This window comes from Singulisphaera rosea, assembly GCF_054877945.1.
This window is the reverse complement of sequence record NZ_JBTYIP020000016.1, coordinates 96,080-117,092: the sequence shown is the minus strand read 5'-3', so window position 1 is coordinate 117,092 and position 21,013 is coordinate 96,080. Positions and strand designations below refer to the sequence as shown.

Sequence of the window (21,013 nt, the reverse complement as noted above, 5' to 3'; positions counted from 1 at the left end):
CTGATTCCTTTCCGAGCCGTCAGGCCCCGATGGCGGGGCCGGGAACCGAAGAAGGAAACCACGTCATGGAAAGCACCGCCACACACGTACCCATTGCCAGACTGCCAGCCCTTGAATGCAGCGCCGACGTCGCGCGGACTGGCGGCGAGAAAGCCAAGGCCCGAGACCTGCTGGCGGCGATCCGCACCCTGAAACGGATCGAGCAGGACCAGCGAACAGCGACACCGGAGGAACGCGAGATCCTCGCCCGCTTCGCAGGCTTCGGCCCGGTGGCGCTGTCGATCTTCCCGGACCCCGGCACTCAGCTGTACAAGGACGCCAGCTGGCAGGCGCTGGGCGAGGACCTGTTCTCATTGCTTACGACCGAGGAATATGAGAGCGCCCGGCGCACGACATTCAATGCGTTTTACACGTCGCCCACCGTCATCCGGGCCTTGCATGCGGCGCTGGCCCGCCTCGGTATACCGCCAACCGCCACCACGCTCGAGCCGGGCTGCGGCGTCGGGAATTTCATGGGCCTCGCCCCGCAGGAGATGCGTTTCATCGGCGTTGAGCTTGATAGCATCTCGGGCCGCATCGCCCGCGTGCTCCATCCCCTTGCGGACATCCGCATCGAAAACTTCCGCGACACGCGCCTCCCCGAAGGCAGCATCGACGCCGTGATCGGCAACGTCCCCTTCGCCGACGTGCGGCTCGACTATCGCGGCCGGAAGCTGGCCCTGCACGACTACTTCTTCGCCAAGTCACTCGATGCGCTCAGGCCCGGCGGGGTGCTCGCGCTGGTGACCACCCACTTCACCCTCGACAAGCAGAACGCCGCCATTCGCGAGACCCTCGGCTCGAAAGCCGATTTCCTGGGAGCGATCCGCCTGCCTTCCGACGCCTTCAAACGCGAAGGCACCTCCGTCGTCACCGACATCGTGTTCCTGCGCAAGCGAGCCCCTGCTGAGCCGGTCAACCACGCCGACGACACCTGGCTGGAGACCGCACCGCTTGTCATCGAGGGGGTCGAGTTTCCCATCAACCGCTACTTCCTGAAGCATCCCGAGATGGTGCTGGGCACCTGGAGCCGCAAGAACCGGCTCTATGGCGATGAATCGGGTTACAGCGTCAGTGGCAACGGCGATCTCGCCTTGCAACTCGACGCCGCCATCCGGCATCTCCCTGAACTCGCACCGGCGGCGGTCTCGGACCGGCCCGCACCGGCTTTCACTCCGCCACCCCTTGAGCGACACATCGCCGAGGGAAGTTTCTTCGTAGGCGATGACCGCACGATCTGCCAGATCGAGGAAGGGCAGTCACGACCGGTCACCTATAGCGGCACGCTGCTCAGAGCCGACGGCACCATGACCGGCAAACGGCTGGCCGCCCTGGTCGGCCTACGCGGCCTCGCCCGCCGTGTATTGCAATCGCAGAACGAAGGCTGGCCGGAGGAGGACCGCGTCGAGGCCCGCCGTACCCTGAACCGGGCGTACGACCTGTTTGCGTTTACCTACGGACCCATCAACAAAACCACCTTCTCCGAGGCGAAAGACGGTGGTGTCATCCGCCGCATGCCCAACCTCGTGAAATTCCGGGAAGACCCAGACGCCATGCTGGTCATGGCCCTCGAGGACTATGACGAGGTGACCGGCAAGGCGGTCAAAGCCCCGATCCTGCTCAAGGACGTGGTGGGCAAAAGCCCGCCGATCACATCGGTGACCTCGGCCGAAGAAGGGCTGCTGGTGTCGCTCGACCGCACCGGCGGCATCGACTTGCCGTTCATCTCGCGGCTCTACGGCAAGCCGGAGGAGATGATCGTCGCCGAACTCGGCGACCTGATCTACCGCGACCCGGAAACGAACGACTGGCAGACCGCCGACCAGTATCTCTCGGGCAACGTGCGCGCGAAGCTCGCCATCGCCGAAAGCGCCGGCGCCGAGTTCTCCCGCAACGCCGAGGCGTTACGTCATGTCCAACCGGAAGACGTGCTGCCGGGCGACATCGACGCCGGCCTCGGTGCCCCGTGGATACCGGTCAGCGACATACAGGCGTTCGCCGCCGAGTTGTTTGGCGTCGCACCGACATCCATCCCCATCGGACATCTCAAGAAGGACGCCCTCTGGAGCGTCGAGGCAAGCCACGCCGCAGAGGCCTCGGTGGCGGCCATCGCCGAATACGGCACGAGCCGGGCCAACGGCACCTGGCTGCTCGAGTTGGCCTTGAACCTGAAAACTCCCGTCATTTACGACATCGTGCATAACGGTGAACGTGAAGAGCGAGTGGTCAACCAGGACGCGACGCTCGCCGCTCGCGAGAAGCAAACGCAGATCAAGCAGCGCTTCAAGTCCTGGGTCTTCGCCGATCTTGACCGCACCGAGCGACTGGTTCGGCTCTATAACGACACCTACAACAACCTGCGTCCGCGGCTGTTCGACGGCTCGCACCTGGAGTTCCCCGGCCTGAGCCAGGGCATCCGGCTCAACCCCCACCAGGTGGATGCCGTGTGGCGAGGGATGAGCAGCGGCAACACGCTGCTCGCCCACGCCGTCGGCGCCGGCAAGACCTTTACCATGGCCGCCACCGGCATGAAGCTCAAGCAGGCCGGCTTGGTCAAAAAGCCCATGTACGTGGTTCCCAACCACATGCTGGAACAATTCGCCCGCGAGTTCATGCAGCTCTACCCCAACGCCCGGCTTCTCGTCGCCACCAAGGACGACCTGGCCCACGACCGCCGCAAGCTTCTCACCGCCAGGATCGCCAGTGGCGAGTGGGATGGCATCGTCATCACACATTCGAGCTTCGAGCGCATCGGCATGTCGAACGACTACCTGGAGCGGTTCCTCCGCGAGCAGATCGCCGAATACGACCAGTTGCTCCGCGACCACGCCAGCGGCGGGACACCGCGCAATATCATCAAGACCATCGAGAAGCAGAAAGTCCGACGCGAGGAGCGGCTGAAGGAACTGGCCGCCGAGGACAAGAAAGATGATGGGCTGGTGTTCGACGAGTTGGGCGTCGATCACGTGTTCATCGACGAGGCCCATTATTTCAAGAACCTCGAGACGCCGACGAAGATGGAACGCGTGGCCGGCATCCAGACCGGGGGCAGCGAGCGGGCGTTCGACCTCTACATGAAGGCCCGCTACCTCGGCGAGCGTCACCCCGGCCACGGCGTCACCTTCGCCACCGGCACGCCGATCAGCAATACCATGGTCGAGCTTTTCACCATGCAACGCTTCCTCAATCCCGAGGGCCTGGCCTCGCGCGGCATCGAGCATTTCGACAGCTGGGCCGCCACTTTCGGCGAAGTAGTCGACACCATGGAAATCTCGCCCGACGGAGCGTCCTTGCGACCCCGAAGCCGGTTCGCACGCTTCACCAACCTCCCGGAATTGCAGCAGATGTTCCGCGCCTTCGCCGACGTGCAGACGGCCGACATGCTCGACCTGCCCCGGCCGAGGCTCGAAACCGGCAAACCGATCGTCGTCGCCTGCCCGATGTCTGACGAGCAGCGGGCGCTCCAGGCCGAACTGGTCGCCCGCTACGAGCGGCTACGATCGCAGAAGGTCGATCCGAGAGTCGACAACGCCCTGGCCATCACCACCGACGGCCGCAAGCTCGCCCTCGACGCCCGGCTGCTCTCGAATACGGCCGAGGATTTCCCCGGCTCGAAGATCAACGCCCTGGCCGAAAACGTGACCGCGGTCTGGAAGAAAACCGCCGCGACACGCGGCACGCAGATGATCTTCTGCGATATGGGCGTCCATCCGACACCCTGGGACTATTGCGTCTATGATGAGGTGATCGAAAAGCTGATCGCGAGCGGGATTCCCCGCGATCAGATCGCCGCCATCGGCGACGCCGATTCCGACGCCAAGAAGCAAGCCTTGTTCGACCGGGTCCGCTCGGGTGCGGTGCGAGTGTTGCTCGGTAGCACCCAGAAGATGGGCACCGGCACCAACGTCCAGAAACGACTGGTGGCCCTGCATCATCTCGATGCCCCATGGAAGCCGGCCGAGGTCGAGCAACGCGAGGGGCGCATCCTGCGACAGGGCAACGCCAATGAGGAAGTGGCGGTCTACCGTTATGTGACCGAAGGATCATTCGACGCCTATATGTGGCAGGCACTCGAGACCAAGGCCCGTTTCATCTCGCAAGTGATGACCGGCGACAACGCCGCGCGCCGGGCTGAGGACATCGGCGGCCAGGAATTGAGCTATGCCGAGGTGAAGGCGATCGCCTCGGGCAACCCGGCCGTCCTCACGCTGGCCGAAGCAGACGCCGAGTTGCAACGCCTGGCCGTGCTCAAGAAGAACCACTCCGACGAGCAGTACCTCGCCCGGCGCGCCCTGCGCGAGTTGCCGCAGACCATCGCACGGCTCTCGCAACGCCTGGCGGGGCTATCGTCCGACCTGGCCACCGCCGTCGCACATGCCGCCGATCCGCTCACCGTCAGGGATCGCGCCTACCGCGGCGACGAGGCCCTGGCGGCGCTTGGCCGCAGCCTCGACGCCTTGCCGGAAAAGCCGCGCGCCTTCCAAACCTTCACGCTCGGACGATATCGCGGCCTCGCCTTCGGGCTGATGCTGCACGCGAATGGAGTCGCCGAGGTCTTCCTCGAAGAGCAAGCGGTCCGCTCCGTCATGCTCTCGCGCGACCATCGCGGTCCCCGGGCGGTGCTGAACGCCCTGGCCCGGCTCGCCGATAGCTACCCGGACCACTGCGCGGCCACACAGCAGGATCTCGCAATCGCCGAGGGTCAGCGCCGCGACTACGAGGCACGCATCGGCCACCTTTTCCCTCATGACGCCTATCTCGCCGCGCTAACCGACTTACGCAACCAGCTCAAAGCTGGACTGTCCGCATCGCAGCACGAGCCAACGGAGGGCAAGCTGCCCGTGTCCGAGCTTGCCGACCGCATCAAAGCCTTGAAAGCCGCCCATACGATCGACGGGACGCCAGAGAGGACTGTGGCACGCCTTCACCTCGCCGGCGAGGTACCCGTCACCACCCGCATCCGCCGCCGCAATGAAGGGCCCGCCACAAACTCGGGGCCAGCCTTTAACGAACCGACCTCCATTGCCGTCCACCAAGAAGCGGCGTCAGAAAGCGATTCCCAATCGCGTTCACATGCGATAATACATCTGGCAGACGATGCAGAAGACCGCATGTCAGAACCAACGACTCAACAGGAAAGGAGATACGTCATGGGAAGGAGCAAGAACAAACCCGCCGAATCCGCACAAGACATGGACACGTCAGGGCAAGCCGCCAAGGACGCCGCGCCCCCAAGCGCCGTTGATTCCACTCAGGCCGGACATGACCTGGTGTCGACTCCAGACCGGCCCTCTGGCCAAGAAATCGGGGCGGAACCGAGAAAGCCCATCGTCACGCCAGACCCGCGCCCGGTCATGTCGATCAGTCTCGGCGATACGCGGGGAAGCCCAAGGGTTCAGCTACGGCGCAGTCATAAATACCGACAGATGCAAATTTATTTCGAGCAGCGGCCCGAGGATAAATATCTTCTGATGCTCAAGCACGCCGGTTGGATCGACCGCACCGAAAGCGAAGGCGTGTGGACCAAGCAGATCGCCCCGGACGCGCGCTGGCAATCGGTCGATAAGATGGAGCGAGAGTTCAAGGAGGTCGTCAACGCCATCCGCCAGGACAAAGGCATAGAACCAGTCATGGCCGTAGTTTCCATCGCGTAGACTGAAATGCTTTCGGTTAGTCGGACACTACGCGCAGGTTCCGACCTCGGTTCGGGAACGCCCTCCAAGGTCGATCCGAGAGAAAAGGGACGACGCTCCTCTGGAATCGCGGCGAGAAATGTTGAACCGGCACCCGATTCGAGGACGGACGATCCCGTAACTGGGGCACGCTGACAGGTGTTGACACTCGGCCCGCTGCTAGGTTGCTGTGGCCATTCATTGGGAATTAGCCGATCTCACTGCCAGTCTCAGTGGTTCGGAATTCATCACAATCGAGTTTCATGTTGCATTGAGCTGTGGCGGTTGCCTTTCGATCAATAACGCTCCTTCGGATCCGTATAACGAAGTGGACACATCTCGAAGCCATAGCAGCATCGTCCTCAGCCGGAGGCGCGCCATCTGGTAGCGCGCCCCGCCGCGGCGAGGGGTCGACAGCACCTCCCGGTGCAGCCACACCCAGATGCTCCGCAGCAGGAAGCCGATCTCCACGTACAGGAACCGCGCGTCGAATCTCCGCGTCGTGGTTCAAATCCAGCACTGGTTCATCTGGCGATAGCTGGTCTCGACCCCGAACCGCTTCCGATAGGTCAACCGGACCCGATCGGGCGACTTGCGGCCGATACACCAGCAGGCGTAGGCGAGCGCCTCACGGCCCTTCTTACCCCGCTCGCCGCGAGAGTTGCGGCATTGCACGCGGATCGTCACGATCGCCTTGCGCCTCGCGGAATTGCTCAGGGTGTGGCGGGCCCATCCGCCCCGCTTCCATCGCTTGAGGGCCTGCGAGCCGCTCGGCCCCGAGGGATGGGTCGCGGGCCGGCCGTGGGCCACCACGGGCATCAGGAACGGATGGCGAGCGGCCTGGAAGTAGCGGATCTCCTCGACCGAGTAGAACTCGCGGTCGACCACGATCTCGCCGCCCGCTAGGCCGAGGTGCAGTCCGTCCCGGAGGGGAGTTCCGGGTCGTTCGGAGGCGTGCCATCCGAAACTGGAAGGCTGCCTTCACCGGGAGCTCACTGCGGGCCAACGCGTCATACGGGCTGATTCACCCGCTTCCGCGCCTCTGCTGCAAGGCGGACATTCTATGGCCGACATCACGCCCAGAGACGCTGCTCGAGCCACTGGAACGAGAGCTTCCTCTTCTCATCGCTCAGGGCCATATCCGGCTCGCGCTTCACGCCCTCGGGCATCCAGATCTCGATCCTCACCGAGTACCACTCGGTGGGCTCGCCGCGCACGATCTCCGCGTGCTCTGGATTCGTCGGGTCGTGGATATAGGACAGGTCCAGGCCGGTGAAGGGCTTCTCCGATTTCGACCCTGTCGATGCCGAAGATTATCGAGCTGGCGCGTTGCGAGTGGATCGGCCAGAAATCGAACTGTTGACTCATCAGGAGCCATAGAACTGGAAGGACACATATTTCAATTGGACTCGGACTTGCCGCGTGTGGGTCGGGCCTGCGGTTGCGGTTCTTCACAGCGGCCGACTGGACAATCGACTCGGGGTGGAACAAAAAAATAATACACACTCGATCTCTTCTTGTTTTTCTAGAACTATATTACTTGTTGATCGGTGATGAGTTGGGATACGTCACCATGAGAAGGGGCGGAGTTGATCTCCTGTTCCGAGTCGTAGCCGACCGCCACGAACGTGGCAACATCCTGGTAACGAGCAACCTGCCGTTCAGCCAGTGGAATCAAATCCTTCGGGGCGAGCGGATGACGGCGGCGCTGTTGGATCGCCTGGCCCACTATTCGCAAATTTTCGAGATGAACGGAGAGCTGCCGTTTCCGAGAGCCGATGAAAAAAATAAATATAAAATTTCAAGTGATGATTTGTTGACGCTCTTGCCCAGAGCGGCCATTCTGAAGACCGAGGTGGGTTAGCATTATTCGCTCAGGGTGGATCAATTTTGCGCGCCCGGTTCCACATGAAGTGGCCGAGCGCATTTGAGGTGATCATGATGGCGCCAGGCATCTGATGGTCCTGCCACCACTGCTTGTCCCCCTGGGCACAGAAGATGTCGTGAGGTTGGCGAACCGGAGGTACTCCCATCAATGAGGAATGCCCGGTCAATTACCATATCAATGGCAGCCTCTCGGAAGTGTTCGGCATCGCACCGAGGTCCTAGCCGACGAACCGGCGCAGGACGATGGTCGTGTTCTGGCCGCCGAAGCCGAAGCTGTTCGAAAGGACCGTGTCCACCCTTTGCTCTCGGGCCGCGTTCGGGATGTAATCGAGGTCGCATTCCGGGTCTGGATTCTCCAGATTGATGGTCGGCGGCAGGACGCCATCGCGGATGGCGTGCAGGCAGGCGATCGCCTCCACCGCGCCACCTGCCGAGACGAGATGGCCGGTCATACTCTTGGTGCTCGAGATCGGCACCTTGCGGGCCGAATGGCCGAAGACGCCCTTGATCGCCAGGGTCTCGATCGAGTCGTTCGATGGAGTGCTCGTCCCGTGCGCGTTGATGTAGTCGATGTCCTCGGGGTCGACCCCCGCATCGGCCAAGGCCCCGTTCATCGCGGCGATGGCGCCGCGTCCCTCGGAGTGGCTGTCGGTCAGGCGGAATGCGTCGGCTGTGGAGCAATAGCCGATGATCTCGCCGAAGATGCTGGCCCCGCGGGCTCTAGCATGTCCCAGTTCTTCGAGGACCAGCACGCCCCCCCCCTCGCCGAGGACGAAGCCGTCGCGGTCCCGGTCAAACGGCCGGCTCGCCCTCTCCGGCTCGTCGTTCCGGGTCGACATCGCCGTCAGGAGGATGAAGCCCGTAAGCCCGAGCGGATGGACCATGCTATGCGTGCCCCCGGCGAGCATCACGTCGGCGTCGCCCCGGCGGATGACCTCTGTCGCCTCGCCGATCGCCTGGGCGCTGGCGGCGCACGCCGTCTGGCAGGTCGCGTTGACGCCCCGGGCCCCAAAGACGGCCGAGAGGTGACCGGCGGGCCCCCCTGGTTCCTGGTCTGCTTCGCGGACCGGGTGGAGTGTTCGGAGCCCGAGGCTCGTGAATCGCGCCGTGTCGACGACGCCCTCGCGGCTCGAGCGATGCATCAGGCTGGCGAAGCGATCGAAGTCCTGCTGGCCCTCGCCGGAGCCCAGGTAGACGCCGAGCCGGGACCGATCGTGCTGGGCGTCATCAAGGCCGGAATGCTCGATGGCGAGCGTCGCCGCGGCCAGCGCGAGCTGCGTGGTGCGGCTGTGATGCTCCCAGCGAGAGGCATCCCCCCGGTAGGCCGACAGGCTGAACCCGGTCACCTCGGCCGCGATCCGCGTGGCGAACATCGAGGCGTCGAAGAGCGTGACCGGCCCCACACCGCTCCGGCCTTCGCGCAGGTTCCTCCAGGACGACTCGGTGTCGCCCCCCACCGGGGTGATCATCCCCATGCCCGTCACGACCACCCGCCGCCTGGCTCGATCCATCGTTCACGCCCCCTATACCATGCCAACGCCACCTGGGCGCTTGTGTATACGGCGGCCGGCCGATGCGGCGCGCATGAGAATTCTTCGCAGAGCATGGCGAGTTCGATCGCCTACACGCCGCCGTACCGGATTGCCGCCGCTTCATATCCGCCGAGGGGCTCGATGCGCATCAACTTCTCGACGCCGAAATCGTCGCGGGGTGGCGCCTCCGAGAATTGTGTGCTCGTCGCCCCGCGCAGGAGGGCGCAGACCGCGTCCATGTGGGCGTCGAACAGCCTGATCAGCGAATCGGGGTTCTCTTCTAGCTCGGTGGCGTCTCCGCCGGGGCGGAAGGTGGTGGCTAACCCGGATGGGAGCTCCTCCACTGCCGTCCCGCCGAAGCCCACCAGGACGCTCCTCAACATCAGGGCCAAGGACCCGAGCGGGCGAGAGTTCCAATGAGGACTCGGCGGCCATAAGTTCGCAGGGTTGGGATTCGAGCCGGTGGTGGATATTGCGTCCCAGGCGTTCGAACCCCTGCCGGAGCTGCTCCGGGGTCTCCGCCGTCTGGTATTGGGGTTTCATGACCCATAAGAAGTCATCCTGCGTCTCGAATCCATTGATAGGCCTTCAAAGTCATGTGAGATCCCCGATCTAAATCAAGCAGGTATGGCTCCCCTACGGGCCTTGTTGACCCTCGGCCCCACGCCCACCTATTGGCCGCCCTTCAGGACACGCTCGGTCGATGCCGGATACTTCGCCAGCATCGCGGCCGGCCGCCTGGGTCGGGCGACGAGTTCGCCGCCGCAGTTCGGGCAGAGCCCGTGCAACTCGCCCTCAGCGCAGGCGGAGCAGAAGGTGCACTCGAAGGAACAGATCCGGGCCTCGGGCGATTCCGGGGGCAGATCTCCGTCGCAGCGTTCACAGTTGGGGCGAATCTGGAGCATTATTTAATCTCGGAGCCAGGTCTTCGTCCGCCGCAGCCCTCGCCGATCGGGCCCGGCCCAGCGCGACCCGATGCCGCCGCCAGACGGCGGAGCGATCGAGCTGGACGTGGGTCAGTTGATGTTGCAGCACTCTCCTGGGCAACCGAAGACCTTCTCGCCCTTATTGATGGACATCCTCGCTTCGGCGCGAGCTTTTTCTAACCGAATCTTGTGGTCGAAGAAGCCGAGGTTCAACTCGATGTCCTTGCCGACGGTTTCGGTGGCCGCGTCAAAATTCTCCTGGATTAAGGACCGCTATCGTCTTGGTTTGCGGGTCCTTGAAACATACCTGTCTGTTTCGAGCGTGCGATTTTAGAGCGGGACGGGGGGAAAGGCAACAGGCCCATTCCGGGCACGCCCCCCCTGCCCGCCTGTGTGCATATCGCCCCCTCGTTCATGCCGTGCCTTCAGGCCATGCCGGTAACCTGACCGATCCGCTTGTGGAGCTGGCCGAAGTCGATCCCCAGAGTGGTCGAGGGTTTTTCGCCGGAGCCTGTCGCCAAGTCGCCGGACAAGAGCTCGGTCGCCGCCTGGGCAAGATTTCCCATGACGCGAGCGTAGAGCGCGACGCCGAGGCTCAGCCGCGCCACGCCGGCTGCCTGGACCTCGGACCAGGGTGCGATCCCTTGCATGGTGCCGACGACCAGGTTCACCGGTTTCGGGGCGACGGCACGTACGATGGCGCGTACCGCGTCCATGTCGCTCGGGTAGGGTGCGTAGAGGACGTCGGCGCCGACCTCGGCGAAGGCTACGAGCCGCCGGATCGTGTCGTCGAGGTCCGGCCGCCCCTGGAGGAAGTTATCCGTGCGGCCTGTGAGCACGATGCGGCCCTTGGCGACCTTGGCAGCAGCCTTCACCCTGGCCACGGCCTTATCGAAGTCGTGGATCGGCCGCTCGGGGTCGGCGGTCGTGTCCTCGATCCCGACTCCGGCGAGCCCCGCGGCGATCGCCGCCTCGACCGTCTCCGCGACGTCGCTCGGCTCCGGGCCGAAGCCGTCCTCGAGGTCGCCGTTCACGGGCAGGCCGGTGACGCGGATGATGAGCCGCGCGTTCGCCAGGTGCTCGTCGCGGCTGACGGCATGACGCCCGTCCTGTCGGCCGAGGGACAGGGCGATCGCCGCCGACGACGTGCCCAAGGCCTCGAAGCCCGCGTCCTTCATCAGGAGGGCGGACGCGCCGTCCCAGGGATTCGGCATGATGAATCCTCCGGGCCTTTCGTGCAAGGCCCGGAAGCGTTCGTAGAGTTCTGACTGGCTGGGCATCGTGAATCTCCGTTTCGATTTCAAGTCACAAGGAACGCGCCAGGGCAGTTGACGCAGGCTCAGGTGAACGTTTTCCGGTGCGCGCTTTACGTAGCGGCAAATGGCGTATCAGGCTGATCGGCGGGCTCGACCTGCTGCCGATCTCTCGATTTGCTCCTATGAATGATCGTGTAAAACGCAGGGGTGAACACGAGCCCGAATATCGTCACGCCGATCATCCCGGAGAACACCGCAGTCCCGAGAGATTGGCGCATCTCCGAGCCGGCCCCGGTCGCGACGGCCAGCGGCGCCACGCCCGCGATGAAGGCGAGCGAGGTCATCAGGATCGGGCGGAGGCGCGTCTGCGCGGAGTGTACCGCCGCTTGCTCGGCGGAATCGCCTTCGTTGTCCTGCCGGTGCTTCGCGAATTCGACGATCAAGATTGCGTTCTTGGCCGCCAATCCCAGGAGCACCACGAATCCAATCTGGGCCAGGATGTCGATCGGCATGCTCCGGGCGTCGAGACCGAAAGCCGAGGCGAGCAGGCACATGGGCACGATCAGCAGGATCGCCAGCGGCGTCTTCCAGCTCTCATACTGGGCGGCGAGCACGAGGAAGACGAACAGGCCGGAGGCCGCGAAGATGACGAGAGTCGGGATGCCCGGCTTCTGTTGCTGGAAGGCCAGATCGGTCCACTCCGTCGCGATGCCGGTGGGGAGCACTTCGCGGGCGATCTCGGCGATACGCTTCATCGCCGTGCCCGAGGAGACCCCGGGCCCCGGCGCGCCCATGACCTCGGCGGCGGGAAAGAGGTTGTAGCGCGGCACGCGGTAAGGCGCGGGCTTGTCCCTGAAGCTCGCCACCGAGCCGATCGGCACCATCTCGCCGAAGGCGTTGCGCACCTTGAACCGCGAGGCGTCCTCCGTCGTCCTCCGGAATTGCTCGTCCGCCTGGACGAACACCGGATATGTGCGCCCGAGATAATTGAAATCATTCACGTACTGCGATCCGAGATAGAGCTGGAGGGTGGAGAATACGTCGGTCGGCGTCAGGCCGACCTTCTCGGCCTTCAGCCTGTCGATGTCGGCGTAGACCGAGGGCGACGACGCGTTGTAGAGGGTGAAGACGCCGCCGAACGTCGCATCCTTGTTCGCCGCGGCGACCAGGGTGTTGGCCGCTTTGGCGAGCGCCTCTGGGCCCACTCCGGCTCGATCTTCGAGCATCAGCTTGAAGCCGCCCGCGGTGCCCAGGCCCTGGACGGGCGGCGGCTGGATCACGAGGATGTTGGCATCCTTGTAGCCGACGAAGCGTTTGCGCAGGGATTCGATCATCGTCACCGCGTCCGAACCGGGCTCCGAGATCCCGTACAACGAGGGCAGCGAGCAGAAGACCGTCCCCACGTTGGGGGCGACCGTCGCGGTGGTCACGTCGTACCCGGTAGCGGGCGAGGTATGCGCGACGCGGGTCTTCAGGGCGATGTCGTTCACGTCGCGCACCACCCTGTCGGTCCGCGCCAGGCTCGAGCCCGGCGGCAGCTGGATCACGATGGCGAAGTAACCGATGTCCTGATCCGGGATGAAGCCGCTGCTCATGCGAGACATCTGATAGCCCGTCAGGCCAATCAGCCCGAGATAGACGACCACGATGACGGCGGTCGCCCTGACCAGGCGGCCAGTCACCTTGCCGTAGCTCGCGGACAGCCACTCGAAGGCGGCGTTGAAGCGGCCGAACAAGAGCCGACCAAGACGGCCCAGGACGTTCGGCTTCTTGTGGTGTTCCCCCACTTCGTGCGGCTTCAGGAGGACGGCGCAGAGGGCGGGACTCAGCGTGAGGGAGACGAAGCACGAGATCACCGTCGAAGCGGCGATGGTGGTCGCGAATTGCTGGAAGAACAGCCCCGAGATGCCGGAGATGAAGGCCGTCGGGACGAACACGGCGCAGAGGGTCAGGGCGATTGCGATCAGCGCCGTGGAGACCTCGGTCATCGTCTGATGCGCCGCCTCGCGCGGCTGCATGCCGAGGGCCATGTTCCGCTCGACGTTCTCGACCACCACGATGGCGTCGTCCACCACGATCCCCACCGCCAATACCAGGCCGAACAGCGACAGGTTGTTGATCGACATGCCGAACCCGGCCAGGGCCGTGAAGGTGCCGATCAGCGAGATCGGGATGGCGACCACCGGGATGATCGTCGCCCGCCAGCTCTGCAGGAATATGTAGACGACGCCGACCACCAGGGCGATCGCGATGAAGATGGTCTCGATGACCTCCTCGATGGAATAGCTCACGAAGGTCGTCGGGTCATAGATCTTTATGTAGTCGATGCCCGGCGGGAAGCTCTTCTTCAGCTCCGCCATCCTGGCCCAGATCGCCTGCTCGACCTGGACCACGTTCGCATCCGGCGTGGCGATGACCCACCAAGGGCTCGCCACATGGCGATCCGCATAAGCCAAGGAGCCATAGTCGATCGAGCCGAGCTCGACCCTGCCGATGTCGCGGATGCGAGTGACGTGCCCCAGGTGGTCCGATTTGACGATGATCTCGCCGAACTGCTCGGGGGTCGTGAGACGGCCCAGCGCCTCGACGTTGATCTGGTAGGCCGCGGGGTTCGTGACCGGCGGCCGATTCAGCACACCCGCCGAGACCTGGATGTTCTGGGCGCGCAACACATCCAGAATTTCATTTGCGTTGATGTTATAGGCCGCGGCCTTGTCCGGATCGATCCAGATCCGCATAGCGTACTGCCGCTCGCCCAGGGTCCAGAAATCCGAGACGCCCGGGAGCCGCGCGATCTCGTCCCTGATGCGGAGCATGTAGTTCGACATGTACTCGGCACTGCGAGATCCGTCCGGCGAGTACACGTGCACGCCCAGAAGGAGCGCCTGGATAGTCTTCTTCACCTGCACGCCCTGGAGTTGCACCTCAAGTGGCAGGCGGGACAGCGTGTCCTGCACGCGATTCCTCGTGAGCAGGAGCGCCGTGTTCGGGTCAGTGCCGATCTTGAAGATCACCGTGATGGCGAGGCGGCCGTCGCCCGTGGACTGGCTGGTGATGTAGTCCATCTTCTCGACGCCGTTCACCGACTGTTCCAGCGGCGTCGCGACCGAGCGTGCGATCGTCTCCGCCGATGCGCCCGGATAGTAGGCGGAGATCTGGATCGTCGGCGGGACGATGCTCGGGTACTGCGAGATCGGCAGGAGCATCATCGCCGCCAGGCCGAACAGGGCGATGAAGACGTTGACCACCGTGGCGAATCGCGGGTGGTCGATGAAGAAATGCGCGAGCTTCATGGGATTAGTCCTGGTCGTTCCCGAACTTGATCGAACCGGCCTTCGGCGAGACCTTCGATCCCGGCGTCGTCGTCTCAACGCCCTCGACGACGACCCGGTCGGTGGGGTCGAGGCCTGAACGGATCACCCTCAGACCGCCGCGAAGGTCGCCCAACTGCACGGCCTTCGGCTTCACCACGTCGTCCGACCCCACGGTCATGACGGCGTACCCCGATTGATCGGGGAGTACGGCCGAGTCCGGCACGAGGAGAGAGGCCGAATGGTTCGGCAACGCCAGGCGGACCCGGGCGAATACGCCGGGCGCCAGCAGCAGGTCGGCGTTGGCCACGGTGGCCCGGGCGTGGATCGTGCCGCTCGATCGATTGAGGCCATTGTCGATGAAGTCGAGGGTGCCGATGCGGCTGTAAACTTTTTCGTCGCCGAGCGACACCTGGAGCTTGTCGGCGAGCGGCCCCTTCTGGGTCGCACGTTCACGGGCGAACGTCAGGTAATCCGCTTCGCTCATGTCGAAGTCGAGCCAGATCGGGTCGAGCGACACGAGCGTCGCCAGGAGGGTGGTGGCGACCCCGCCCCGGCTCCCCGCGATCAGATTGCCGACGGAGACGAGATGGGTCCCCATGCGGCCCGTGAAGGGCGCCGTGATGCGGCAGCGATCCAAGTCGAACTGGGCGTCGCGGATCATCGCCTTGGCGCCTTCTACGGATGCCTGGGCCGCCCTTTGTTCCGCGGCCCACTGGTCGACTTCCTCAGCGGTGCCCGCGTCTCGGCGCCTCAGAGCCTCGCGACGGTCGAGCTGGCGGGCGGTGAGAGTCAGGCGCGCATTCGCGCTGTGCAACTGGGCCTGCGCCTGACTCAGCTTGATCTCGTACGGCACCGGGTCGATCGCGAACAGAAGGTCGCCCTGCTTGACGACATCGCCATCCTTGAAGCCGATCTCGGTCAGCGTGCCGCCGACTTGGGCACGCAGCTCGACTCGCTTAACCGGCGAGAACTGGCCCAAAAATCCGAGCCTACCCTCGATGTCGCGCTGGAGTGGCGTGCTGACGATCACGGTCGGGAGAGCCGGAGGAGGAGCCGTTTCAGCCTCTACCGACGACGGGAACGGGTATCGCGTTGCGAAGGTTGCAGCTACAAGCAGAGCCAGCGCGACAGCCGTGCTCGCAAGAATCTTGACGCCGCGCCCCGTCGAACTTTGGTGGGCGGAGGGGGCGGCTTCCAATTGGTTGAGGCTGACGTTCACTGCATCCATCGTCTAAGTCCTTCAAATGACCTTGTGTTTATCGACTTCCTCGCCAGTCCCCCATCCTCATTTCGACGCTCGATAGATGATCGACGTCCTCTATAAAAATTTATAAGAGAGCCACCGGCGATTGTCAATGGCTGGAAAATCCCGGTCATCGGCGTTACTATACATGATAGCCAACAGCTAAGATTTTTCCGGGAGGGTCGTTCGGATGAAAAAATCGAGAGAGGAGACGGCGGAAACCCGGAGGCGGATCCTGGAGGTCGCCGCTCAGGAGTTCCGACGCAAAGGGATCCTCGGGACCGGATTGGCCGAGATCATGGCGGCCGCGGGGCTGAGCCACGGCGGCTTCTACCGCCATTTCGCATCCAAGGACCAGCTGGTCGCCGAGGCCTTCGCGGCGGACATGGAACAGTTCATCGGCTCGGCCGCGGCCGCGGCCGAGGGGGGTGAGGACAGCCTCCTGAAACACTTCGAGGACTACCTTTCGGGCGAGCGGCGCGACGATTGTCTGGGGCCATGCCCGCTCACCGCCCTCGGGAGCGAGCTGGTGCGGGCCGACGCGGAGACGCGCCAGGCCGCATCGCTGAGCGTCCGCAAATTGATCGACGCCCTTGCCGCGCGAGGGCACACCAGGAGCGCGGCGTCGGCGAAGGCCGACGCCATCTTCACGCTGTCCTCCCTCATCGGGGCGGCCACGCTGGCGAGAATGGTCGACGACCGCGAACTCTCGGACACGATCCTCGGCGAGGCGAGGAAGCGCCTGGCGACCTCGCGGATGAGGCACCGGTCGAAGCCCGCTGCATCGACCGGCCAATGACTCAAGTACACCGAGGCCGGCCTTTCGCTGGGCGAAGAGCGAGTCGTCTCCTGTTCCCCCGGCGAGGACGGGTGGACGGGCCGTGCCTCTTTCGTCGCGGGGATCGATAGAGGCCGGGAAGCGGTGGGGTGATGCGTTGAGCGGATATGAGCCGGACATCCTTGGTGACGGTCTCGACGTGATATTTTGCGGCTTGAACCCCGCCGCGGGCGCCGCGGTAGCAGGCCACAATTTCTCGAATCCATCAAATCGCTTCTGGCGGGTGCTGCATCTGTCCGGGTTCACGGGCGTCTGCCTCCGACCTCAAGACGAGCGCCGCCTGCTCGATTACGGATGCGGCATCACCGCGGTCGTCCGCCGGCCGACCAGGCGGGCGGCTGAGATATCGCCGGAAGAATTCAGAGCAGCCCGGCCCGGCTTTGAGGCGAAGATGCGGCGTTACGCACCTCGTTCGATCGCCTTTCTCGGGAAGCGGGCCGTGTTGGTCATGCTCGGCCTGCCGGAAGTCGAGTGGGGTCAGCTCCCCACGGGATTCGCGGGGACGAAGGCCTGGGTACTCCCCAACCCAAGCGGCCTTAACAGGGGGTTCACGCTCGAAGCTCTCGTGGGAGCCTACTCCGAACTTCGGCGGCAGCTTTGATCCTCGGTCGGGCCAAGTCGCCCACGCGATCACGAGTGAAGATCGCCGTGCTGCCGTCGTAGTAGCACGGGGCGTCCGTCGACCTGAAGCGCATGAGGCTCATGGCTCTCCCTGCCTGTCAGGCTTCATGAGCCGGGAAATCCGTGTACCCTACTCCCCGCTCGGCGAGTACCAGGTCGTCTCGTCCGGTGCCGCCAGCGGCCAACCGTTCCTGAACCGCTCCACGAGGTCCGGATTGCTGATATACGGTCGTCCAATTGAGATCATGCAGATGGAGGGGCCGGAAAAAGGCGCTGCCCATGCCTGCCTCTTATACAACCATGTGAGGTGGTGTTCCAAACAATTACAAGTCACCGACAGCTCGGCGGAGCCGGAAGATGGCGAGGCTCTCGTCGTAGAGCGCGCTATAGAAGTTGTAAAGGGACTGGATTCGCCGATTCTCGGCGTCGAGAACTTCCGTATAATTGCTCACTTCATTGGCATAACGATCTCTGATGACATTGGTGTTTTCTTCGGCCTGGGCGACCGCGTCGCGAGCGACTGGAACTCGGAGATGGGCCGTTTGCAGGTCGATCCACCGGGTTCGCACCTGGAGAGCGATATCGGCTCCGAGGTCAGCGCGCTGGTTGAGCGTGGCTAACTCTCGCTGGCGGATCGCCGCGGCGCGTCGGCGTGTAGCCCCACTGTCGGTGATGGTCCAGTTGGCCGAGAGCGACATCGCCCCGTATCCTTGGGGCGCGAGGCCGTCGGCTCCCAGGAACGCGAAACCGCCGCTGATGCCGACTTGCGGACGAATGTTCGAGAGCGTCGACCGTGCCTGGGCACCGAACGTCTGCGCTTGCGAGGTCAGGCTGGCAAGTTCAGGACGCCTCATCGCTTGACTGGTCAACGAGGCGAGCTCGGATTCGTTCATTTCCCCGGAATCCGAATTCGCCTCCATAGCCCGCTCTGCGAGCGCCTTCCAGTCAGCGTCCATGGGCGGGACCTTCGACAGCTCGTCGAGTTCAACGACAGTGCCGAGGGGGCGACTGAGATAGCGGTTGTAGGTCGCCCAAGCCGTCTTCAGCGCGTTTGCCGCCTGGATCTCGCCGATCCGGGCGTTCTTCAGAGAGACCTGGGCCGCCAGTTCATCGCTGCGGATCGCCAACCCCTGCTCGCGGCGAGTCTTTACGTCCTTTGCGAAGGACGAGAGTTGCTTGACATTGCTCCTTGCAACGTCGAGATTCCGCCGGGCGCGAAGGACGCCGATGTAGGACTCGGCTACGATCAGTTTCAGGTCGAGCGCGGTCCGAGATTCCTCGTGCCGCTGCGTGTTCATCCGAAAGCCTGCGGCATCGATGTCGCGTAGGAGTTTGCCGCCGGTGTAGAGCGGCAGGTTTGCAAATGTGAGCGATATTGGAAGATCGTTCTGATTCTGCCCTATCGCAGGGAAGTAATGTGGTAGGCCCGTGCTCGGTGAGATCCTTGAGCCGAGATTGACCGTCGGCGAGTTGGTGAGGAGGAAGTTGTAGTTCTGCGTAGTCACGGTCGGCAACCGTGCCCGCTTCGCGGCGGACAGGTCGCCTCCTGCCGCGTTGCTCAACACATGTTGTGACTGCAACCTGTCATTGACCTGGAGAGCGATGCCCCAGGCATGGTCGAGGCTTTCCGCTCGCGCCTCGCGGACCGGCTGCCCTACGGCGAGGAGCGCCGTCAGTGCGAGGACGGCCCCAGAAATTCTCGTCATCAGAATCACCACCCTTCCGTGGGCTAGGCGAGCATCCTTGTTCTTGCGGCTTGCCTCGCCGCCCTGGCGAACTTTCGGCCGATCCGGAGGACCGTCCTCCATTCTTCTGTCTTGTTGCGGAACCGGCATCGATTCTCCGTCTCTGCGTCGCTGAGTCCCCGCCCGGCAGACCTCCGACCGTACACGATCCGCCCTCGCTGCCGCTGGGACACCCGGCACGTCGTTCAACAGGGACCGGCGGAGCGGATGGGCGCAGACGTGCCACTCGCCACGTCCGCATGTCTCTCTACTCCGAGGATTCGTAGAACGCAGCAGGCTCTATGGAAATACATGCCGGCGTAATCGAGCGCAGCGGCCGCATGGCCGTGGAGAGTGTCATGAGGCAACAGCGAGCCGAGGCTTAAACCGTCGCAGCGCGTTGAATTGAGAAGGGATGAAGGCCCTGCTCAGTCTAGGAACGAGACAAGCTCTTCGACCTGGACGTCGGACACCTCGATGAGGCGGCAGTTCGCCTCTGGCGCCCGCGGCCAGCAATAGCAACGGGAGGCGTGTCGCCCCAGGCGACGGGCGGATCAGGGGGACCATGGATCCCGCCTTCGGTATTATCGTAACAATAAAAGGCACAATTTAGAAATCCCGGGTCTTTTCGCCCCCACTCGATCGTCGATCGGTCAAGCGGAGCAGCTCATCGCACGGGTCGAGCGCGGCGGGCTTACCCAGCGCCAGCCGGATCACCGACGCCTCGCCGGCCAAGAGGTGAATGTAGCCGGAAACGGAGAGGATCATCTTCTCGACCGTCGCGAAGTAGAAGAGCCCATCCTCATCGAAGGCGCCCGGTGAGTCGACGGGTTCGCTCAGATGGTGTGGTCCGAGGCTCCGCAGAGCTCCAATAAGGGTCTCCAAGTGCTCCGAGAAGATGAGGGTCAGGTCGGGGACGGTCTCTTCCAGTTCGGCCCCCGTCCCCCAGCGGGCGTAACGGGCCTCGAAGCCGTCGGGAACTTCCGGCAGATCTTCATGGCGGATGGTTACGAGCGTCTCCCTCAGGGCCATCGTCGCCTCGCCGAGGAGAGACTCGATGCTCCTCCATCCGTTGCCGGGCTCGCGATCCATCTCCTTCGCGCAGATGCCGGCCACTGCCGACCGCATCGAAATCCCTGCCGTCGTGAGGCTTATGATGAATATGGCCGTTACTTCGGGCATGCAATTCTCCTTAACGGCAGGCGTCGGCGAACGGGTTTCTTGACGATGAGCGGCCGGATCTCCGCGACATTGAGCAGACGAACGGTTGGCGATAGAACAACTACTGTTCGCTCAGGCGCTGACCTTGGCTTTCACCAATCTTGATTGCATCTGACACAAGCAAGAGAGCCGCGCGTTCGATCCACGGTCATCGACTTGGCGCCATCGCTCGTTTAGAATGACTGAGCGTGTGGCTCCTTCGACTGGACGCTCACATGAAGGAGCGGATGAGGTGCGCGCCGAGTCGGTCTCGAGCTTTTGACGGGGCGCGACATGATTAGAGCCGAAGTCACAATATGCGAAGCTCGAACGTCCAGTTTTCTGTCGCCGTGCACATCATGACGGTCCTCGGGTACTACGACCACGCGCTGAATTCCTCGACGCTGGCGAAGAGCGTCGCGGCCGAGCCCAGCTTCGTCCGCCGCTCGCTCTCCAAGCTCGTCAAGGCGGGCCTCGTCAAGACGACGCGCGGCAAGACCGGAGCCTCCGTGCTGTCGCGCCCCGCCGAGGACATCACCCTCCTGGAGATCTATCGGGCAAGCGCCGCACCGGGCGTGTTCACGATCCACGAATACCCCGTCGATGAAGAATGCCCGATCAGCTGTCATATCAAAGATAGCCTCTCGACGGTTTTCAATGATACTCAGGCGAGCTATGAGCGAGCCCTGGGCAGGACGAGCCTCGCCGACATCGTCGCCGACATTCGGCGGCGGGAAGGCTGACAGTTTTCCGACGCTCCT

At 63.7% G+C, this 21,013-nt stretch carries 15 protein-coding genes; 5 read left to right on the top strand and 10 right to left on the bottom strand.

Features of this window, described 5'->3' with window-relative positions; genetic code table 11:
• Positions 1-65: 65 nt before the first annotated feature.
• A complete protein-coding gene (locus ACYOEI_RS24315; RefSeq protein WP_462852220.1) occupies positions 66-5,693 on the top strand; it encodes a DEAD/DEAH box helicase family protein in 5,628 nt (1,875 codons plus the stop codon).
• 525 nt (positions 5,694-6,218) lie between these two features.
• Here the strand turns inward: ACYOEI_RS24315 and ACYOEI_RS24310 are convergent.
• Both ACYOEI_RS24310 and ACYOEI_RS24305 read right to left on the bottom strand, forming a co-directional pair.
• Positions 6,219-6,599 carry a hypothetical protein gene (locus tag ACYOEI_RS24310; protein WP_462852219.1) on the bottom strand — a complete coding sequence of 127 codons (381 nt, stop codon included), beginning with the start codon at positions 6,597-6,599 and terminating at the stop codon, positions 6,219-6,221.
• 185 nt (positions 6,600-6,784) lie between these two features.
• Complete coding sequence (locus ACYOEI_RS24305; protein WP_462852218.1) at positions 6,785-6,928, bottom strand: hypothetical protein; 144 nt, start codon at positions 6,926-6,928, stop codon at positions 6,785-6,787.
• A gap of 149 nt (positions 6,929-7,077) precedes the next feature.
• On the opposite strand from ACYOEI_RS24305, the gene ACYOEI_RS24300 reads away from it, so the two are divergent.
• Entirely contained in the window at positions 7,078-7,575 is a 498-nt protein-coding gene (locus ACYOEI_RS24300) for an ATP-binding protein (RefSeq protein WP_462852325.1), read from the top strand.
• A 241-nt stretch (positions 7,576-7,816) separates the two neighbouring features.
• On the opposite strand, the gene fabF is transcribed toward ACYOEI_RS24300, so the two are convergent.
• The 6 genes from fabF to ACYOEI_RS24270 form a co-directional block, all read right to left on the bottom strand.
• A complete protein-coding gene (fabF, locus tag ACYOEI_RS24295) occupies positions 7,817-9,109 on the bottom strand; it encodes a beta-ketoacyl-ACP synthase II (protein ID WP_462852217.1) in 1,293 nt (430 codons plus the stop codon).
• A 110-nt stretch (positions 9,110-9,219) separates the two neighbouring features.
• Positions 9,220-9,513 (bottom strand): hypothetical protein, encoded by a 294-nt coding sequence (locus ACYOEI_RS24290; protein WP_462852216.1) that lies wholly within the window; start codon positions 9,511-9,513, stop codon positions 9,220-9,222.
• 288 nt (positions 9,514-9,801) lie between these two features.
• Positions 9,802-10,035, bottom strand: a complete 234-nt coding sequence (locus ACYOEI_RS24285) for a DUF1272 domain-containing protein (protein ID WP_462852215.1) — start codon at positions 10,033-10,035, stop codon at positions 9,802-9,804.
• A 446-nt stretch (positions 10,036-10,481) separates the two neighbouring features.
• Positions 10,482-11,336 carry an isocitrate lyase/PEP mutase family protein gene (locus ACYOEI_RS24280; RefSeq protein ID WP_462852214.1) on the bottom strand — a complete coding sequence of 285 codons (855 nt, stop codon included), beginning with the start codon at positions 11,334-11,336 and terminating at the stop codon, positions 10,482-10,484.
• 86 nt (positions 11,337-11,422) lie between these two features.
• The gene (locus ACYOEI_RS24275; protein WP_462852213.1) at positions 11,423-14,605 is read right to left on the bottom strand and encodes an efflux RND transporter permease subunit; all 3,183 of its coding nucleotides are present in this window, start codon (positions 14,603-14,605) and stop codon (positions 11,423-11,425) included.
• 4 nt (positions 14,606-14,609) lie between these two features.
• Positions 14,610-15,854, bottom strand: a complete 1,245-nt coding sequence (locus tag ACYOEI_RS24270) for an efflux RND transporter periplasmic adaptor subunit (RefSeq protein WP_462852212.1) — start codon at positions 15,852-15,854, stop codon at positions 14,610-14,612.
• 205 nt (positions 15,855-16,059) lie between these two features.
• Here ACYOEI_RS24270 and ACYOEI_RS24265 point away from each other — a divergent pair, with 205 nt between their 5' ends.
• Both ACYOEI_RS24265 and mug read left to right on the top strand, forming a co-directional pair.
• Entirely contained in the window at positions 16,060-16,668 is a 609-nt protein-coding gene (locus ACYOEI_RS24265) for a TetR/AcrR family transcriptional regulator (protein ID WP_462852211.1), read from the top strand.
• Positions 16,669-16,804: 136 nt separating this feature from the next.
• Entirely contained in the window at positions 16,805-17,308 is a 504-nt protein-coding gene (gene mug / locus ACYOEI_RS24260; RefSeq protein WP_462852210.1) for a G/U mismatch-specific DNA glycosylase, read from the top strand.
• A gap of 343 nt (positions 17,309-17,651) precedes the next feature.
• Here mug and ACYOEI_RS24255 read toward each other — a convergent pair whose 3' ends face one another.
• Both ACYOEI_RS24255 and ACYOEI_RS24250 read right to left on the bottom strand, forming a co-directional pair.
• The gene (locus ACYOEI_RS24255; protein ID WP_462852209.1) at positions 17,652-19,034 is read right to left on the bottom strand and encodes a TolC family protein; all 1,383 of its coding nucleotides are present in this window, start codon (positions 19,032-19,034) and stop codon (positions 17,652-17,654) included.
• Between the two features lie 627 nt (positions 19,035-19,661).
• Positions 19,662-20,234 (bottom strand): hypothetical protein, encoded by a 573-nt coding sequence (locus ACYOEI_RS24250; protein WP_462852208.1) that lies wholly within the window; start codon positions 20,232-20,234, stop codon positions 19,662-19,664.
• Between the two features lie 335 nt (positions 20,235-20,569).
• On the opposite strand from ACYOEI_RS24250, the gene ACYOEI_RS24245 reads away from it, so the two are divergent.
• Positions 20,570-20,995 (top strand): Rrf2 family transcriptional regulator, encoded by a 426-nt coding sequence (locus ACYOEI_RS24245; RefSeq protein WP_462852207.1) that lies wholly within the window; start codon positions 20,570-20,572, stop codon positions 20,993-20,995.
• Positions 20,996-21,013 lie beyond the last annotated feature (18 nt).

Bases quoted from the DNA above. Each gene is read 5' to 3' on its own strand.
- ACYOEI_RS24315 (WP_462852220.1), top strand. From the start codon at position 66: ATGGAAAGCACCGCCACACACGTACCCATTGCCAGACTGCCAGCCCTT.
- fabF (WP_462852217.1), bottom strand. From the start codon at position 9,109: ATGGATCGAGCCAGGCGGCGGGTGGTCGTGACGGGCATGGGGATGATC.
- ACYOEI_RS24290 (WP_462852216.1), bottom strand. From the start codon at position 9,513: ATGTTGAGGAGCGTCCTGGTGGGCTTCGGCGGGACGGCAGTGGAGGAG.
- ACYOEI_RS24285 (WP_462852215.1), bottom strand. From the start codon at position 10,035: ATGCTCCAGATTCGCCCCAACTGTGAACGCTGCGACGGAGATCTGCCC.
- ACYOEI_RS24280 (WP_462852214.1), bottom strand. From the start codon at position 11,336: ATGCCCAGCCAGTCAGAACTCTACGAACGCTTCCGGGCCTTGCACGAA.
- ACYOEI_RS24275 (WP_462852213.1), bottom strand. From the start codon at position 14,605: ATGAAGCTCGCGCATTTCTTCATCGACCACCCGCGATTCGCCACGGTG.
- ACYOEI_RS24270 (WP_462852212.1), bottom strand. From the start codon at position 15,854: ATGGATGCAGTGAACGTCAGCCTCAACCAATTGGAAGCCGCCCCCTCC.
- ACYOEI_RS24265 (WP_462852211.1), top strand. From the start codon at position 16,060: ATGAAAAAATCGAGAGAGGAGACGGCGGAAACCCGGAGGCGGATCCTG.
- ACYOEI_RS24255 (WP_462852209.1), bottom strand. From the start codon at position 19,034: ATGACGAGAATTTCTGGGGCCGTCCTCGCACTGACGGCGCTCCTCGCC.
- ACYOEI_RS24250 (WP_462852208.1), bottom strand. From the start codon at position 20,234: ATGCCCGAAGTAACGGCCATATTCATCATAAGCCTCACGACGGCAGGG.
- ACYOEI_RS24245 (WP_462852207.1), top strand. From the start codon at position 20,570: ATGCGAAGCTCGAACGTCCAGTTTTCTGTCGCCGTGCACATCATGACG.